15 protein-coding genes are annotated in these 16,498 nt (G+C 71.5%); 8 read left to right on the top strand and 7 right to left on the bottom strand.

Annotated elements, in window-relative coordinates:
* Positions 1-25: 25 nt before the first annotated feature.
* Positions 26-2,119, bottom strand: coding sequence for a beta-galactosidase (locus tag SS2_RS10220; protein WP_066463687.1), 2,094 nt, complete (start codon positions 2,117-2,119; stop codon positions 26-28).
* Between the two features lie 192 nt (positions 2,120-2,311).
* Here SS2_RS10220 and SS2_RS10215 point away from each other — a divergent pair, with 192 nt between their 5' ends.
* The 4 genes from SS2_RS10215 (at position 2,312) to SS2_RS10200 (ending at position 6,744) form a co-directional block, all read left to right on the top strand.
* A complete protein-coding gene (locus SS2_RS10215; RefSeq protein WP_066463686.1) occupies positions 2,312-3,643 on the top strand; it encodes an ABC transporter substrate-binding protein in 1,332 nt (443 codons plus the stop codon).
* A gap of 132 nt (positions 3,644-3,775) precedes the next feature.
* Complete coding sequence (locus SS2_RS10210) at positions 3,776-4,747, top strand: carbohydrate ABC transporter permease (RefSeq protein WP_066463685.1); 972 nt, start codon at positions 3,776-3,778, stop codon at positions 4,745-4,747.
* 2 nt (positions 4,748-4,749) lie between these two features.
* A complete protein-coding gene (locus SS2_RS10205; RefSeq protein WP_083942115.1) occupies positions 4,750-5,688 on the top strand; it encodes a carbohydrate ABC transporter permease in 939 nt (312 codons plus the stop codon).
* A 24-nt stretch (positions 5,689-5,712) separates the two neighbouring features.
* Complete coding sequence (locus tag SS2_RS10200) at positions 5,713-6,744, top strand: LacI family DNA-binding transcriptional regulator (RefSeq protein ID WP_245643503.1); 1,032 nt, start codon at positions 5,713-5,715, stop codon at positions 6,742-6,744.
* Positions 6,745-6,786: 42 nt separating this feature from the next.
* Here SS2_RS10200 and SS2_RS10195 read toward each other — a convergent pair whose 3' ends face one another.
* From SS2_RS10195 to proC, 5 genes are all read right to left on the bottom strand, one after another.
* Positions 6,787-7,152: a VOC family protein gene (locus tag SS2_RS10195; RefSeq protein ID WP_066463891.1), complete on the bottom strand. Its 366-nt coding sequence runs from the start codon at positions 7,150-7,152 to the stop codon at positions 6,787-6,789.
* Between the two features lie 103 nt (positions 7,153-7,255).
* Positions 7,256-8,038 carry a putative F420-0 ABC transporter ATP-binding protein gene (locus SS2_RS10190; RefSeq protein WP_369405213.1) on the bottom strand — a complete coding sequence of 261 codons (783 nt, stop codon included), beginning with the start codon at positions 8,036-8,038 and terminating at the stop codon, positions 7,256-7,258.
* The gene (locus tag SS2_RS10185; protein WP_083942114.1) at positions 8,035-9,120 is read right to left on the bottom strand and encodes a putative F420-0 ABC transporter permease subunit; all 1,086 of its coding nucleotides are present in this window, start codon (positions 9,118-9,120) and stop codon (positions 8,035-8,037) included. The genes SS2_RS10190 and SS2_RS10185 overlap by 4 nt, the downstream gene beginning before the upstream one ends.
* A 2-nt stretch (positions 9,121-9,122) precedes the next feature.
* Positions 9,123-10,208 carry a putative F420-0 ABC transporter substrate-binding protein gene (locus SS2_RS10180; protein WP_066463889.1) on the bottom strand — a complete coding sequence of 362 codons (1,086 nt, stop codon included), beginning with the start codon at positions 10,206-10,208 and terminating at the stop codon, positions 9,123-9,125.
* A gap of 187 nt (positions 10,209-10,395) precedes the next feature.
* Positions 10,396-11,220: a pyrroline-5-carboxylate reductase gene (gene proC, locus SS2_RS10175; RefSeq protein WP_066463676.1), complete on the bottom strand. Its 825-nt coding sequence runs from the start codon at positions 11,218-11,220 to the stop codon at positions 10,396-10,398.
* Positions 11,221-11,384: 164 nt separating this feature from the next.
* Between proC and SS2_RS10170 the strand changes: the two genes are divergently transcribed.
* The 4 genes from SS2_RS10170 (at position 11,385) to SS2_RS17405 (ending at position 13,641) form a co-directional block, all read left to right on the top strand.
* The gene (locus SS2_RS10170; protein ID WP_066463671.1) at positions 11,385-12,179 is read left to right on the top strand and encodes an SDR family NAD(P)-dependent oxidoreductase; all 795 of its coding nucleotides are present in this window, start codon (positions 11,385-11,387) and stop codon (positions 12,177-12,179) included.
* Between the two features lie 107 nt (positions 12,180-12,286).
* Positions 12,287-12,958, top strand: a complete 672-nt coding sequence (locus tag SS2_RS10165) for a hypothetical protein (RefSeq protein ID WP_066463670.1) — start codon at positions 12,287-12,289, stop codon at positions 12,956-12,958.
* The gene (locus tag SS2_RS10160; protein WP_066463669.1) at positions 12,958-13,188 is read left to right on the top strand and encodes a helix-turn-helix domain-containing protein; all 231 of its coding nucleotides are present in this window, start codon (positions 12,958-12,960) and stop codon (positions 13,186-13,188) included. Before SS2_RS10165 ends, SS2_RS10160 begins: the two co-directional genes overlap by 1 nt.
* A 276-nt stretch (positions 13,189-13,464) precedes the next feature.
* The gene (locus SS2_RS17405; RefSeq protein ID WP_157607286.1) at positions 13,465-13,641 is read left to right on the top strand and encodes a hypothetical protein; all 177 of its coding nucleotides are present in this window, start codon (positions 13,465-13,467) and stop codon (positions 13,639-13,641) included.
* Positions 13,642-13,647: 6 nt separating this feature from the next.
* Here SS2_RS17405 and SS2_RS10155 read toward each other — a convergent pair whose 3' ends face one another.
* Complete coding sequence (locus tag SS2_RS10155; RefSeq protein ID WP_066463668.1) at positions 13,648-16,395, bottom strand: cation-translocating P-type ATPase; 2,748 nt, start codon at positions 16,393-16,395, stop codon at positions 13,648-13,650.
* Between the last annotated feature and the right edge of the window lie 103 nt (positions 16,396-16,498).

The raw sequence follows: 16,498 nt of genomic DNA, 5'->3' as shown, positions 1-16,498 counted from the left end.
GGTCGCCCCGGTCAGGTGGACGCGATCAGCTGATCGCGCGAGGGACCCGCAGCACCCGGACCCCGCCGGCCTCGACCTTCACGTCGGCGTCGACCTCGGCGCCGGTGATGAGGTCGGTGGCGCCGGCGGCCGGCGTCCCGAGCGCGGCTGAGCTCTCCACGGACAGCGGGGAGCTGCCGTGGTTGATGGCCACGACGTAGTCCGCGGCCGCGCCGGAGCGGCGGATCACCTCGAGCTCCTCAGGCAGCCCGCTGGGCGTGAGGCCGGCGTCGGCGTAGACGGGGGCCAGCACGGTCGCCAGCGCGTCGACGTCGAGCTGGGTGGACAGGTACCACCCGGTCCCGCTGCCGTGGGTGTTGCGGGTGATGGCCGGCGCGCCGGGGGCGGGACCGTCGAGGTAGGTGCCCACCACGCTCGCCCCGGCGAGGGTGAGGTCGTCGGCCCACACCGACGCGGTCAGCGTGCCGGTCAGGCCGGGTGCCACGCCGGCGTCGTCCAGCGCCACCTGAAGGGTCTCGCCCGCCCGCAGCGGCAGGAACTCCTCGACCGTCACCCCGAGCGCGTCGCGCAGCGGGGCGAGGAACCCGCCCTCGTGGACGGCGTCGAACTCGTTGACGATCCCGGAGAAGAACGAGACCAGCAGCGTGCCACCGCCCTCGACGAAGCGCGTGAGGTTCGCTGCGGACTCCGCCGTGAGCAGGTACGACGCCGGGGCGACGACGAGCTTGTAGCCGGACAGGTCCTGGGACGGGTGGGCGAAGTCCACCTGGACGCCGTCGCGCCAGAACCGGTCGTAGAAGGTGTTGATGCGCTCGCGGGCGTCGACGTCGACGGACGGTCGCCACTCCAGCCCCTGCGCCCACAGCGACTCCTGATCCCACAGCAGCGCGACGTCGGCGCTCACCCGGGAGCCGACCAGCTCGCTCGCGGCGGCGAGGTCGGCGCCCAGGGCGACGATCTCGCGCCACACCCGGGAGGAGGTCCCGGCGTGCGGGAGCATCGCGCCGTGGAACTTCTCCGCGCCGGACCGCGAGGCCCGCCACTGGAAGAACATCACCGCGTCTGCGCCACGTCCCACGTGGGAGAAGGCGCTGCGAGCCATCTCGCCCGGGCGCTTGGCGACGTTGCGCGGCTGCCAGTTGACCCCGGACGGGGAGTGCTCGAGCAGCATCCACGGCTTCCCGCCGGCCACCGAGCGGGTGAGGTCGGCCGCCAGGGCCAGGCCCACCTCGCAGCGAGGGTCGGCTGCGGTGAGGTAGTGGTCGTTGGAGACCACGTCGACCTCCCGGCCCCAGGCGAACAGGTCGGTCGAGGGGCACTCGGCGGCCATGAAGTTGGTGGTCACCGGGGCCTGGGAACGGGCGTGCAGCGCGTCGCGCTCGGCCGTGAAGCAGGCCAGGAGGGAGTCGTTGGTGAACCGGGCGAAGTCCAGCCGCTGGGCCGGGTTGGCCACCGACGGGGTCGCCGCCGGCACGCCGACGTGCTCCCACTCGCCGTAGACCTGGCCCCAGAACCGGGTGCCCCAGGCGGCGTTGAGGCCGTCGAGGGTGGTGTAGCGGGCGCGCAGCCAGTCGCGGAAGGCCGCGGCGCTGGTGGGGGAGTAGTCCTCGGAGACGGGGGCGCCGTACTCGTTGTGGACGTGCCACAGCGCGAGGGCGGGGTGCGAGCCGTAGCGGTCACCCAGGGCCTCGGTGATCCGCAGGGCCGCCGCACGGTAGTCGGGGGAGGACGGGGAGGCCATGCCACGGGAGCCGAAGCCCAGCACGGTGCCCTCGCGGGTGACCACGCGCGCCTGGGGGTAGGCGTGGAAGAACCACGCCGGCGGGGAAGCAGTGGGGGTGGCCAGGTCGATGTGGATGCCGTTGGCGTGCAGCAGCTCGATGAGCCGGTCCAGCCAGGCGAAGTCGAACTCGCCCTCGCGCGGCTCGAGCAGGGCCCAGCTGAAGATCCCGATGCTCACGAGGTTGACACCTGCCTCGCGCATGAGAGTGACGTCCTGCTCCCACACCTCCTCGGGCCACTGCTCGGGGTTGTAGTCCCCGCCGTAGCAGATCGAGTCGATCCCGGTCAGCCATCCCTCGTAGCGGGGGCCCACCGGACGGTGCTGTGCAGACGTCATGACACTCCTTAGGTGCAATCCTGTGCACGATCACAGTCTTCATTGGCCGTGCAACGACTAGGTAACACGATCAATGACCGTGTTGACAAGCGAGGCTCCGCTCAATGTACTGTGACCGTGCACAGTTGTTCACATCGTCGTGAGGCGCCCGGTCCACTCCAGGCGTGCGGCGGTCCTTAATGAGGAGGATTCATGCGCCTGACCACAGGTTTCAAGGCAGCAGCCGCTTTCGCAGCCGCCGCGCTCCTGGTCACCGGTTGCTCCAGCACCGACAGCTCGAGCGGGTCGACCGGCACCTCGGGTGCCGCTGCGGGGGAGAAGGTCGAGCTGACCTTCTGGACCTGGGCCCCGAACATGGAGAAGGTCGTCAGCCTCTGGAATGCCGAGAACCCCGACATCCAGGTCACGGTCAACAAGCAGGACGGTGGAGACCCCGCGGTCACCAAGCTCCTCACCGCGATCAAGGGCGGCTCCGGCGCACCGGACATCATGCAGGCGGAGTACCAGAAGATCCCCACCCTGGTCTCCTCCGACGCCCTCGCCGACATCTCCAGCGAGGTCGGCTCCGACGTCGCCGACGGGTTCCCCGAGGGGGTCTGGAACGCGGTGACCCTCGGCTCCGAGGCCGTCTACGGCGTCCCGCAGGACTCCGGCCCCATGCAGTTCTACTACCGTGCCGACGTCTTCGAGAACCTCGGCATCGAGGTACCGACCACGTGGGAGGAGTACGCCGCCGCGGCCGCGACCATCCACGCGGCCGACCCGAACGTCTACCTCGGCACCTTCTCCGCCACCGACGCGGGCTGGTTCACCGGTCTTGCGCAGCAGGCCGGTGCGTCCTGGTGGGGCATCGACGGGGACGCCTGGACCGTCTCGGTCGACGACGAGGCCACCACCAAGGTCGCCGACTACTGGGGCGGGCTCGTGGAGTCCGGAGTCATCAACAACAAGCCGATGTACACCCCGGAGTGGAACGCCGCGCTGAACAACGGCACCGAGGTCGGATGGCTGTCCGCCGTGTGGGCCCCTGGGGTCCTCGAGGGCAACGCCCCCGACACCCAGGGCCTGTGGGAGATGGCTCCCATGCCGCAGTGGGACTCTGCCGAGCCCGCCACCGGCAACTGGGGCGGCTCGGCCACGGCCGTGACGTCGCAGTCGAAGTACCCTGTCGAGGCCGCCAAGTTCGTCACCTGGCTCAACACCGACCAGGACGCCGTCAACGCGCTCGTCGCCGAGGCCGGCATCTACCCGGCGTACTCCCCGGCCCAGGCCGGCGCGCTGGCTGAGCCGCCGGCGTTCTTCGCCAACCAGCCGGACTTCTTCACCATCGCCGGCGAGACCGCGAGCACCGCTGGCAGCTTCACCTACGGCCCCAACGTCAACGTCGCGTACTCCGCGTACAACGACGAGTTCGGCAAGGCCGCAGAGTCGAAGTCGAAGTCGCAGTTCCTCGACGCGGTCGCCTCCATGCAGAAGGTGACCCTGGAGGACCTCAAGAACTCCGGGTTCAACGTCAAGGAGTGACCCGTGCAGCCGCCCGCCTCCCACGCGGAGGCGGGCGGCCGCCGTGGCGCGTGGTCCACCGGCCCCGCCCGACCCAGGTTTGTCCAGCAGCACCCGTGAAGCAGTCCCCGACCTGAGGTCGAAGGAGAGAACGTGAGCACCACCCACCCGCGTGCGGGCACCACAGCACCGCCGACAGTCCCTGCCCGACGCCGCAAGCCCGGCTTCCAGCGCAAGGCTGCGGCCCCCTGGGCCTTCCTCGCCCCGGCGATCGTCCTGTTCGCGCTCTTCCTGGCGCTGCCCATCGGCTACTCGGTGTACCTGAGCTTCCGGGCGGAGAAGGTCAGCGGGCTCGGTCTGGGCAAGGGCGCGCGCACCGAGGTGTGGAACGGCTTCACCAACTACGTCAACTCCCTCTCCGACCCTGAGTTCCTCGCCTCGGTCGGCCGCGTGGGACTCTACGGCCTCCTCGTGGTTCCGATCATGCTGGGCCTGGCGCTGGTCTTCGCGCTCCTGCTCGATGCCCGGCGCAGCCGGGCCAAGACCTTCTCCCGCGTCTCGATCTTCCTGCCCTACGCGGTGCCCGCGGTCATCTCCTCGCTGCTGTGGGGCTTCCTGTACCTGCCGGGGGTCAGCCCGTTCTACTACGTCTTCGACAAGCTCGGCTGGGAGGTGCCCTCCCTGTTCTCCTCCGACCTGGTGATCTTCGCCGTCGCGAACATCGCCATCTGGGGAGGTGTGGGCTTCAACATGGTGGTCATCTACACCGCGCTCAAGGCCATCCCGACCGAGCAGTACGAGGCGGCAGAGCTCGACGGGTGCACGCAGATCCAGATCGCCACCCGGATCAAGATCCCCTCCGTCATCCCCTCGATCATCATGACCTGCGTCTTCTCGATGATCGCCACCCTTCAGGTGTTCGCCGAGCCAACGACCCTCAAGCCGCTGAGCAACACGATCTCGAGCACGTGGACCCCGCTCATGAAGGTCTACCGCGACGCCTTCATCCGCGGCGACCTCAACTCGGCTGCAGCGACCTCCGTGATCATCGCCCTCGCAACCTTTGTCCTCTCGTTCGGGTTCTTGAGGCTCGTCCAGAACCGCGCCTTCGGCCAGGAGAAGTGACCATGAGCACCCAGACCCCCACTCGTGACGCCCGCTCCGCAGACGCCGCAGTCACCGCCCCCGCCCGACGCCGGGCCGCCCGCGCGAACCGCACCACCGTCCGCGGCGCCGGCGAGCGTCCCAGCGGGACAGCCACCGCGATCCTGCTCGTCGGGGCCGCCTACTGCCTGCTGCCCGTGGCATGGGTGCTCGTCGCCGCGACGAAGTCCGGACGAGAGCTCTTCTCCTCCTTCACCTTCGCCCCCTCGACGCACCTGCTCACCAACATCAGTGACCTCGCCGCCTACCGCGACGGGCTGTTCTGGCGCTGGATGCTCAACACCGCGCTGTACGCCGGCGTCGGGGCGATCCTCTCCGTCGTCGTCTCCGCGATGGCCGGCTACGCCCTGGCCAAGTACCGCTTCCGCGGCAAGTCCGCGGTGTTCAACGTGCTCCTGGCCGGCGTGCTGGTCCCCGGTGTGGTGCTGGCCATCCCGCAGTACCTGCTGCTGGCGCAGATCGGCCTGACGAACACCTACTGGGCGGTCCTGCTGCCCTCGATCATCAGCCCGTACGGCATCTACCTCGCCCGCATCTACTCCGCGGCCTCGGTGCCTGACGAGATCGTCGAGGCGGCACGCACCGACGGCGCCAGCGAGACCCGCACCTTCTTCCAGGTCGCGGTGCCGATGATGATGCCCGGCCTGGTGACGGTCTTCCTCTTCCAGTTCGTGGCCATCTGGAACAACTTCATGCTGCCGTACATCATGCTCGGCAACGACAAGCTCTTCCCGCTCACCGTGGGCCTGTCCGGTCTGCTCAACCAGGGAGCCTCCCAGCCGGCGCTGTACACCCTGGTGATCACCGGCGCGCTGCTGTCGATCATCCCGCTCATCGCACTGTTCCTCGTCCTGCAGCGCTACTGGCAGGTCGACCTGGCCGCCGGGGGAGTGAAGGCCTGAGTCATGTCAGTAGACTCTCGTCCTGTGAAGGAATCGGGCAAGACCCCCGGTGGCGCGCCGCGGCGCCGTCCCACGATCCGCGACGTCGCCGCCGCAGCCGGTGTCTCCCGCGGGACGGTGTCTCGAGTCATCAACGGAGGTCACTGGGTCTCCCCGGAGGCGCTGGTCGCCGTCCAGGAGGCCATCCGGACCACCGGGTACTCGGCCAACCAGCACGCCCGCAGCCTCGTGACGGGGCGGTCCAACTCGGTGGCGTTCCTGCTCACCGAGCCGCAGCACCTGCTCTTCGAGGACCCCAACTTCTCGATCCTGCTGCGGGGGGCCGCCCACGAGCTGGCAAAACGGGAGATCCCGCTGCTGCTCATGCTCGCCGGCACGGCTGAAGAACGGCGCAGGATCGCGTCCTACGTCGCGGCCGGGCACGTCGACGGGGTGCTGCTCATCAGCTCCCACCAGGGCAACCCGATGGTCGGGGAGCTGCTCAAGCACAAGATCCCCACCGTGGCGTGCGGCATCCCGCTCGGCTACGAGGGCAAGGTCGGCTACGTCGCGGCCGACGACCGGGCCGGAGCGCGCACCATGACCCAGCACCTGCTGGACTCCGGTCACTCGCGGATCGCCACGATCACCGGCCCGATGGACACCTCCGGTGGCACGCTGCGCCTGGAGGGCTACCGGGACGTGCTCGGTGACCGCTTCGACGAGAGCCTCGTGGCACACGGGGACTACTCCCGCGAGAGCGGGCGGCTGGCGATGCTCGAGCTGCTCGAGCGTCGCCCGGACATCGACGCGGTGTTCGTGGCCTCCGACCTCATGGCCGCCGGCGCCCTCGTGGCGCTGCAGTCCTCGGGACGCCGGGTGCCGCAGGACATCGCGGTGGGCGGCTTCGACGACTCCGGCGTCGCCGCGGCGCTGCACCCGGCCCTGACGACCATGCGTCAGCCCTTCGAGCGGATCAGCGCCGAGATGGTGCGTCTGCTGCTCGAGGTGATGGACGGCGAGGCCCCGGCGGCGATGACCTTGCAGACCTCGCTGGTGGTGCGGGACTCCGCCTAGCCGGGCGCGGCCTGGGACCCACTCCGTGGATGGGACCAGGCCTCACTCCATCGAGGTGGTGCCCTCGTACATGCCGATCGGGTTCCCCTCGGTGTCTTCGACGACGGCCCACCAGCTGGTCGGTGAGATCTCCATCTTCTCCATGAGGACCTTCCCGCCGAGCTTCCTGGCCAGGGCGAGGGAGTCGTCGACGGAGTCGACCTCGACGTAGCTGCGCGGGGCGGTGAAGCCGTCCTCCCGCGGGGCGAGGCCGCCGCCGCTGATCTTGTTGGGCGCCTGCCACATGGGGTAGCCCTCGAAGCCCGGGACCTCCTCGATGTCCCAGCCGAACAACGAGCTGTAGAACGAGGTCGCGCGAGCGACGTCGCTGACCGGGATGTCGATGTGCGTGATGTCGCCGTGAGCCATGATCGTCTCCACTCTCTCCACTCTCCAGGACGACGCCGGCAGGAGCCGTCCCGTCCACGCTACGGCTGCGAGAGAGCCGCTGCAGGGCGGAGACGGTGAGCGGTCACTCCCCGAAGACCAGCACCGGACGCCCGGTCCGCGGGTGGGTGAGCACGTCGCACCGCACCCCGTAGACCGGCTCGAGCACCTGCGGCACCAGCACCTGCGCCACGCTGCCGGCGGCCACCACCTGGCCCTGGGCGAGCAGCACGACGTGGTCGCAGGACCCGGCCGCCAGGTTGAGGTCATGCAGCGCGGTGAGCACCGTGACACCGTCCGCGGCGAGCTTGCGCAGCACGGTCATGACAGACAGCTGCGCGGCGATGTCCAGGTGGTTGGTGGGTTCGTCGAGCAGCAGCAGGGGGGTCTCCTGGGCGAGGGCCCGGGCGACGTGCACCCGCTGGCGCTCCCCGCCGGACAAGGTGCCCAGCGACCGGTCGGCGAGCTCGCTCACCCCGGCGCGGGCGAGCGCCTCGCGAGCCACCGCGACGTCGGCCGCAGAGTCCCCGGCCAGCAGCGACCGGTGGGGGATGCGGCCCAGCAGCACGGCGTCGAGCACGCTGAGCGGCAGGTCGGTCGCGGCCTCCTGCTCCACGAAGGCCAGGCGCCGCGCCCGACGCCGGCGCCCGAGCGCGAGCAGGTCCTCGCCGTCGTGCAGCACGCGGCCGGCGTCAGGGGACTGGACCGCAGCGAGCACGCGCAGCAGGGTGGACTTGCCCGAGCCGTTGGGCCCGATGAGCCCGGTCACGGCGCCCGCGGGCGCGGTGCAGTCGATCCCGTCGACGATGAGCCGGTCCCCGATCGACCAGGTGACCCTCTCGACCGCGAGGCCGTCCATCGCGCTCATACCCGCTCCCTCCCACGCCACAGGATCACCGCGAAGACCGGTGCGCCCAGCGCCGCGGTGATGATCCCCACCGGTACCTCCCGCGGGGCGAAGACGGTCCGGGCCAGGGTGTCCGCCCACACCAGGAAGGTCGCCCCGCACAGGGCGGACAACGGCAGCAGCAGCCGGTGCCGGGCACCGGTGACCAGGCGCACGGCGTGCGGCAGGATGAGACCGACGAAGCCGATCGACCCGGACACCGACACGAGCGCACCGGTGAGCAGTGCGACCGCCACCAGGAGCACCCACCGGGTGCCCTTGACCGAGACGCCCAGGGCCGAGGCTGCCGTGTCGCCGAAGGTGAAGGCGTCCAGCACCGACCCGCTCAGGGCGAGCGGCACGCCGAGCACGACGACCGCCCCGGCGGCGATCGCGACCGAGGACCACGTGGCCCCGGCCACCGACCCCATGAGCCAGGACAGGATCTCCCGGTAGGAGTCCCCGGTCGCCGACCAGAAGATGATGAACGACGTCGCCGCCGCGCACAGCTGGCTGATCGCCAGCCCAGCCAGGATGGTGCGGGTGGGGGTGATGGTGCCCAGCGCCCCGGCCAGGGCCAGGGCCGCGGCGAGGGCCAGGACCGCCCCGGTGAAGGCGGCGACCGGGAGCAGCACGCTCAGGCCCAGGACCAGCACGGCGACGGCGCCGAGGGAGGCTCCTGAGGACAGGCCGAGGAGATAGGGGTCGGCCAGGGGGTTGCGGGTGAGGGACTGCATGACCACCCCGCACAGCGCGAGCCCGGCCCCCACTGCGGCGGCGGTGAGCACCCGGGGCAGGCGCAGCTCCCACACGATGCCGTCCCGCAGGCGGCTCAACGGGTCCACCGAGACCGCGTCGCCCAGCCCGAGGGCCTGGGTGACGTGCCAGGCGATGGATCGCCACACCTCGGCCACGGACAGGTTCGCGGTCCCGATGGTCACGGCCACCAGCACCGTCACCACGAGCGCCGCGGCCGCCCCGCCCAGCCACACGCCTGGCCGCGCGGAGCGGCGTCGGGCAGGGGCGGCGGGGGCGGGTGGCCGGGCGGTCGTGGTGGTGGCCATGGTCAGCCAGCGGCGGGGGTCAGCGGGAGGGCGGCGAGCTGGGCGACGATGTCCGCCGCGGCCGAGACGTTGCGCACGCCGGCCTCGGTGGCCGGGAACGGCACCACGACGTAGGACTTGTCCTGCACGGCGGTGAGGTTCGCGGTGGCCGGGTTGGACTCCAGCTGGGCGATCTTCTTCTCGGTCGAGCCCCACGCGGAGTCGACGAGCACGATGACGTCAGGGTCGGCGGCGATGACCTCTTCCCAGCCGAAGGGGCCCCAGGTGTCCGCGATGCCGGCGGCGATGTTCGTCAGCCCGGCGGCGTCCATGATCATCTGCGGTGCCCCGATGCCCGCACCGACGTAGGGGATGTCCGAGCCGGAGGAGTACCACAGGGCCGTCAGGCCGCGGTCGTCCGGGGTGATGGCAGCCAGCTCGGCGCGCTGGTCGGCGACGAGCTCGGCGGCGGCGTCGGCGGCGTCGAAGATGGTCCCCACCTCGGTGATCTCGGCGAAGACGTCGTCGAAGGTCAGCGGGTTCGGCTGGTAGGCGGCTTCCTTGCAGGCCGAGGGGGAGACGTAGGTGGCCACGCCGAGGGTGGCCAGGGTGCCACGGTCTCCGGCGCTCTCGGCGGTGAGGTTGGACTCCCACCCGGCGTAGACCAGGTCAGGCTCGACCTCGGTCACGGCCTCGGGCCCGGGGGCCTTCTCGCTCAGCGGGGTGGCCACGGCGGGGTTGGTCGCGGCGGCGTCGGCGAGCCAGTCGGCGACCGGACCGTCGGGGAAGGCCGTCGCGGCGATGGTGTCCACCAGGCCGAGGGCGAGCAGCATCTCCGTCGTGGACGACTTGATCGTCAGGACCGTCTCCGGGGCCGCCTCGATGGTGACCGGGACGCCACAGTTGTCGAGGGTGAGCGGGTAGCTCGTGGGCTGGGCTGCAGCGGCTGTCGCGGAGGCGTCGTCGGACGGCGACGCGGACCCGCCGGCAGCGGCCGGCTCGGGGTCCGGCGACGAGCAGGAGGCCAGCACGACGGTGAGGGCGGCAGCGAGTGCCAGCCCGGTGACGCGCGTGCGAGGGCGGGGGACGGCGGTACGGGTGGTGAGCAGCACGAATGATCTCCGGAGGAGTGGGATGTCAGCGGGAGGCGCGACGACAGCGCACCGGAGATCAGCGACTCAAGACCGAGCCGCGCCACCAGACCAAATCAGGCCCGGGATCAGGTCCAAGACTACTCGCCCCGGTCCGCCCGCCACAGCGCTCTGCTCGCGCCCCCACCGGCCCGGCAGTCGGAGATCACCCCGCGGTGAGCTCCTGGTCGCGGGCGATGGTCGCGGCCACCCCATGGGCCACGGTGGACAGGAAGGCCCGGTCCTCCAGGGCCAGCAGCCCGGCGACCGTGGTGCCGCCGGGGGAGCAGACCGTGTCGATGAGGTCCCACGGGGACTTCTCCGACTCCAGCACCATCTGAGCCGAGCCGAGCACCGTCTGCGCGGCGATCTGCGTGGCGAGCTCCTTGCCCATCCCGGCGGCCACGGCCGCGCGGGCCAGGGCGTCGATGAACAGGTAGGCGAAGGCCGGAGAGCTCCCGGCGATGGCGGTGTAGGTGGAGAACTGAGCCTCGGGCAGCTCGATGGCCGCGCCCACCGAGGTGAACATCGCCACGACGAAGGCCACGTCGTCGCTCGACGCCGCCGCGTTGCCGCACACGGCCGCCATGCCGGCGCCGATCATCGCGTTGACGTTGGGCATGACACGCACCACGGGCGTGGCTCCGGCCTCGGTGCCCTCGACAGCGAGCAGCCCGTCGAGCTTGGCCAGCGTCGTGCCGGCGGCGATCGAGACGACCACCCGGCGGCGGTCGGCGATCTGCGCCGCGAGAGGGGCCAGCACCCCGGGCAGCACCTGCGGCTTGACCGCGAGCACGACGACGTCGCTCGCAGCCACGAGAGCCTCGTTGGACTCCACGGCCACGACCCCCAGGTCGCGGGCGAGCGCCTCGCGCTTGTGCGCGTTCGGGTCGAAGACCACGATCTCCGAGGCGGGCACGAAGCCGGCGGCGACCATCCCGCGCACGATCGCGGTGGTCATGTTCCCGGTGCCGATGAATCCGACTGTCATGTCGTCGTCCTTCCAGAGCGTGTGCGGAGCCCGCCGGGCCCGGCGGGCACTGCCGCCAGCCGAGACGGCATGACGTGCGCGCAGGCAGAGCGCACCTGGCGTGCTAGAACAAGTACCGTACCCGCTCACCCGTGCCGGGCACCGTCCACCCACGAGGAGTCCTCATGACCGCGCCCGAACCGACCCAGCCCACTGGCGCCACGACGCCCGCCGCCCTGCGCGCGGTGGTGACCGGCGCGTCGTCGGGCATCGGGGCGGCGACCGTGCGGCGGCTGCGGGCGCTGGGCTGGGACACCGTCGCCGTGGCCCGCCGTGCGGACCGCCTCGCGGCGCTCGCGGAGGAGACCGGGACGAGCTACGTCGTCGCGGACATCACCGCCGCCGCCGACGTCGCACGGCTGGCTGAGGAGGTCGCCGCGGGCGGACCGGTGCACGCGCTGGTCAACAACGCCGGCGGCGCGCTCGGCACGGACTCGGTGGAGGGGGCCGACCTCGACCGCTGGCGGCGGATGTATGAGACCAACGTGCTCGGGACCCTCGCGGTGACGCAGGCGCTGCTGCCCGCGCTGCGCAACTCCGGCCGCGGCGACGTCGTGGTGCTCACCTCGACCGCTGGGCACGGCACCTACCCCGGCGGCGCCGGGTACGTGGCTGCCAAGCACGCCGAGCGCGTCATCGCCGACACGCTGCGCCTGGAGCTCGTGGGGGAGCCGGTGCGGGTCATCGAGATCGCCCCCGGGATGGTGCGCACCGAGGAGTTCTCCCTCACCCGCTTCGCCGGGGACCAGGCCAAGGCGGACGCCGTGTACGCGGGTGTCGACGAGCCGCTCACCGCCGACGACGTCGCCGACGCGATCACCTGGACGCTGACCCGTCCGCACCACGTGAACATCGACCACCTCATGATCCGTCCGCGCGCCCAGGTCTCCAACACGCAGGTGGCGCGCCGCAGCTCCTGAGCCGGACGGGGGCTGGCCGCCGTCGTCACGCGGCGGGATGCCGGTCCTGACACCTCGATCCCTGCATATCGATTGTCGTTAGTATCGATGAACGATATGGTGTTGTCATGGATGCCAACGACGCCCCACCCGCAGGCCGGAGCCCTGAGCTGCCGGCCCCGCTGTCCACCCTCGCCGACCAGACCCCCAAGGACCGCCAGAGCCTCATCGGCATCGTCGTCGCCTGCGGCCTAGGGGTCGTGGCGCTCCTCGTCTCCTACCTCCTCGCGGCCACCTACCAGTGGCAGGAGGGCTTCATCGAGGTCGCCCTGCAGCAGGTCGACGGGGTGACCCTCGCCCAACCGCCGTCCGGCATCGACCTCGTCCCCACCGGGACCCTCACCGCGACGGTCGCCGCCGACGCCCTGCCGGGCGGCGCCGTCGCCCTGGTCTGGGTCGCAGACGGCCTGCAGACCGTCCTGTGGTGCGCTGTGGTCGTCATGCTCGCGCTGATCGCCCGCAACCTCTCCGACGGGCGGGTCTTCGCTCCGGCGACGCTGCGCCTGGTCAACGCCTTCACGATCGTGGTCTTCGCCGTGGCGGCCGGTCCGCAGATCCTGCGGCACATGGGGACCAACTGGGTCATCGCCGCCCTGGGGTGGGAGGGGCACCGGGCCCCGAACCCTGACTCGGGCTCGGCCGTGTGGATCGCCTACGCCGCGATGCTCTTCTGCGTCTGCATGCAGGTCGCCCTGCGCAGCGGCGCCCGGCTCGCGAGGGACCAGGACGGCATCATCTGATGGGCGACCAGAACGACGACCATGCCGTCGTGTGCCGGATGGATGCCCTCCTGGAGGCGCGAGGGATGACCCTCGTCGAGCTCTCCGAGCGGGTGGGGGTCTCGGTGGTCAACCTCTCCATCCTCAAGAACAACCGGGCGCGGGCGATCCGTTTCAGCACCCTGACGCGGCTGTGCGAGGCGCTCGGATGCACGCCGGGTGATCTCTTCGAGGTCGCCCTCGACGGCTGAGCCGGCGGTGAGCCGCGGGCACCCGGAGCCACAGCACCAGGTCCGCGGACCGAGACGGCGGTTGTGCCGGCGCTCGTCGGGCTGGCATGATCGGCGCGTGACCTTCTCCGAGCTGACCGTCCCCGCGCCTGCCGCGCGGGTGCCCGGTCGTGCGTCGGAGTCGTGCGCGGCTGCGTGTTGTTGAGGCCCACCGCCTCCGACCGACCGGCCTGACCACCGACGATCCTGCGTGATCGCGGTACGTCCAGGCACCAGCCCGCACCGCAAGGACCCACCATGACCACGCTCTCCCTCGACCGCACCCACGAGGCCTCCGACCTCACCCTCGACCTGGGCCTCGACCTCGACCTGTCGGTCGTGACCATCGAGTCGATGGTCGCCCGCGACATCTCCGCCTACAGCGAGCGGCGCCGCCGCGCGGGCGACCGCCCGGGGGAGCGCGCCACGCGGTAGGGCCGGTCAGCCGCCGGGGGTCTCCCGGTCGGCGACGCGGCGCACCACGGCCTTGGCCCCTTCCATCACCACGAAGACCCCGACGGCGATCGCAGCGGTGAGCAGCCAGCTGCGCGCCCCGATGGCGGCGGAGTCGAACCACGTGTGCATGAAGGGCGCGTAGGTGAACACGAGCTGCAGCGCGAGGAGCGCGCCCGCCGAGACCCACAGGCTCCGGTTCCCCGTGAGTACCCGCCGGGTGAAGGCGGAGCCGTTGAGCAGGCGGCAGTTGAGCAGGAAGGCGAGCTGGCCCAGGGCCAGCATCATGACCGCGGAGGTCTGCGCGACGGCGTAGTCATCGGTCCGGTCCCGCTCCAGCAGGTAGACCAGGAGCGTCGCGGCACCGATGACCACCGAGGCGATGAGCACCAGCGCGAGGGCGCGGCCGGAGAGGACCTGCTCGGAGGGCGACCGGGGCTTTCGGCGCATGATGCCTGGCTCGGCCGGCTCTCCCGCGAGGGTGAGCGACAGGGTCAGGGCGGTGACGAGGTTGATCCACAAGATCTGCACCGGCGACAGCGGCAGTGCCAGCCCGGCCAGCACCGCGACGAGGATGACCAGGGACTGCGCGCCGTTGGTGGGCAGCAGGAAGACGACGGCCTTGCGGATGTTGTCGTAGATCCGCCGCCCTTCTTCCACGGCCCGCTCGATCGTGGCGAAGTTGTCGTCGGCCAGGACGATGTCCGCGGCCTCCTTGGTGGCCTCGGTGCCCTTGATGCCCATCGCGACCCCCACGTCCGCCCGGGTGATCGACGGGGCGTCGTTGACCCCGTCCCCGGTCATCGCCACGACCTCGCCGTGGAACTGCAGGGCACGCACGATCCGCAGCTTGTGCTCGGGGGAGGTGCGGGCATAGACGTCGATGTCACGGACCACCTCGCGCAGCTCGTCGTCGTCCATGGCCTGCAGGTCCGCGCCGGTCAGCGCGGGCACAGGGCCCTGGCTGGGGGCGATGCCGAGCTCGCGGGCGATCGCCGTCGCCGTGCCGCGGTGGTCGCCGGTGATCATCTTCACCCGGATGCCCGCGGCGTGCGCCTCCGCGATCGCCGCGGTCGCCTCGGGGCGAGGCGGGTCGACGATGCCGACGACACCGAGGAAGGTCAGCCCGCCCTCGAGGTCGCTCAGGCTGAGGTCGTCGACGCCCTCGGCGGGGCGGACGGCTGCGGCGAGCACGCGCAGGCCACGGGCGGACAGCGCGTCGATGCGCTCCTCCCAGGCGTCCCGCGCCAACGCGACCGTCTCGCCACCGGGGGAGCGCTCGGTGCTCGAGCGGTCGAGCAGCCGGTCCGGGGCACCCACCACGTGCACGACGCGGCTCACGCCGCCGGGACCCGCGCCGGGTGGTACCTCGTCCAGGGTCGCGGCGAACTTGTGGGTGGACTCGAAGGGCACCGCGGCTACCCGGACGGCTCCGACGTCCACACCGGACTTCGCGGCGAGCACGTCGAGGGCACCCTCGGTCGGTTGACCGACCACCCGCCAGCCGTCGCCCGCCGGCTCGACGTGGGCGTCGTTGCACAGGGCCGCGGCCAGCACGAAGGCGGCGAGGTCAGGGTGGGCGCCCAGGTCAGCCGGTGCGCCGTCGGCGGTGAGGATACGCCCGACCGGGGCGTAGCCGGTGCCCTCGACGGTGTAGGTCCCCGCAGCCGTGACGACGGTGCGAGCCGTCATCTCGTTCTGGGTGAGGGTGCCGGTCTTGTCCGAGCAGATCGTCGTGGTCGAGCCGAGGGTCTCGACCGCCTCCATCTTGCGGGTGATCGCCCGGTTGCGGGCCATCTGCTGGACGCCGAGCGCCAGCGTGATGGTCACCAGTGCGGGCAGGCCCTCCGGGACGGCGGCCACCGCGAAGCCGATGGCCGCGGAGATGAGCTCGTCGGTGTCCAGCCCGTGCACGAGCCGGCCGACGAGCAGCATGACCACCGCGAGCACCCCGATGAGGATCGACAGCTGCTTGCCCAGGTGCGCGAGCTGGCGCGACAACGGGGTGTCCGTCGTCTCCTGCTCGCTGACCAGAGCCGAGATGTGACCGATCTCGGTCCCGGCGCCGGTCGCCACGACCACGCCCTCGCCGGCCCCGGCGGTCACGATCGTCCCGGAGTAGAGCATCGACGTCCGGTCACCGATGCCCGCGTCGGGCGGGACGGGGTCGTCGGACTTGGTGGCGGCCACGGACTCTCCGGTGAGTGCGGACTCGTCGACCTGCAGCCCGGTCGAGGACAGCAGGCGGACGTCGGCCGGTACCCGGTCCCCGCTGCGCACCCGCACGACGTCGCCGACCACGAGGGTCGCGGAGTCGACCACGCCCCAGTCCCCGTCGCGGCGCACCTGGGCGCTGAGCGACTGCATCGTGCGCAGCCCGGCCAGCGCCGACGCGGCCCGTCCCTCCTGGATGAACCCGATGAGACCGGTCGCCACGATGACCACGACGATCACGGTGAAGTCGACCCAGTCGCCGGTGACGGCCTTGAGCACGGCCGCGGCGACGAGGATGTAGATGAGCACGTCCGCGTACTGGCTCAGCAGGCGCTTGAGGGCGGAGGGCTGCGCCGGTTCCGGCAGCTCGTTGCGCCCGTCCCGGGCGAGCCGGGCGCCGGCCTCCTCACCGGTCAGCCCGTCCGGGGAGCTGGCGACGGACCGCAGCACCGCCGGCCCCGGGAGGGACCAGGGGGTGGTCACCTTGTGCGCGCGTGGGTGGTCGGGTGCGGTGGTCGTCATGGTGAGGCCTCCGTGGCAGCAGCGGGGAGAAGCTCAGTCCTTGGGACACTAACACCGCGGTCCGGGCTGGTCGCGGACAGCGTGGGAGGGATGGCAGCCACGG

Source organism: Sanguibacter suarezii NBRC 16159 (genome assembly GCF_001552735.1).
Classification (GTDB): Bacteria; Actinomycetota; Actinomycetes; order Actinomycetales; family Cellulomonadaceae; genus Sanguibacter; species Sanguibacter suarezii.
Note: the sequence above shows the minus strand (reverse complement) of the source record. Positions and strands in the feature narration are given on the sequence as shown.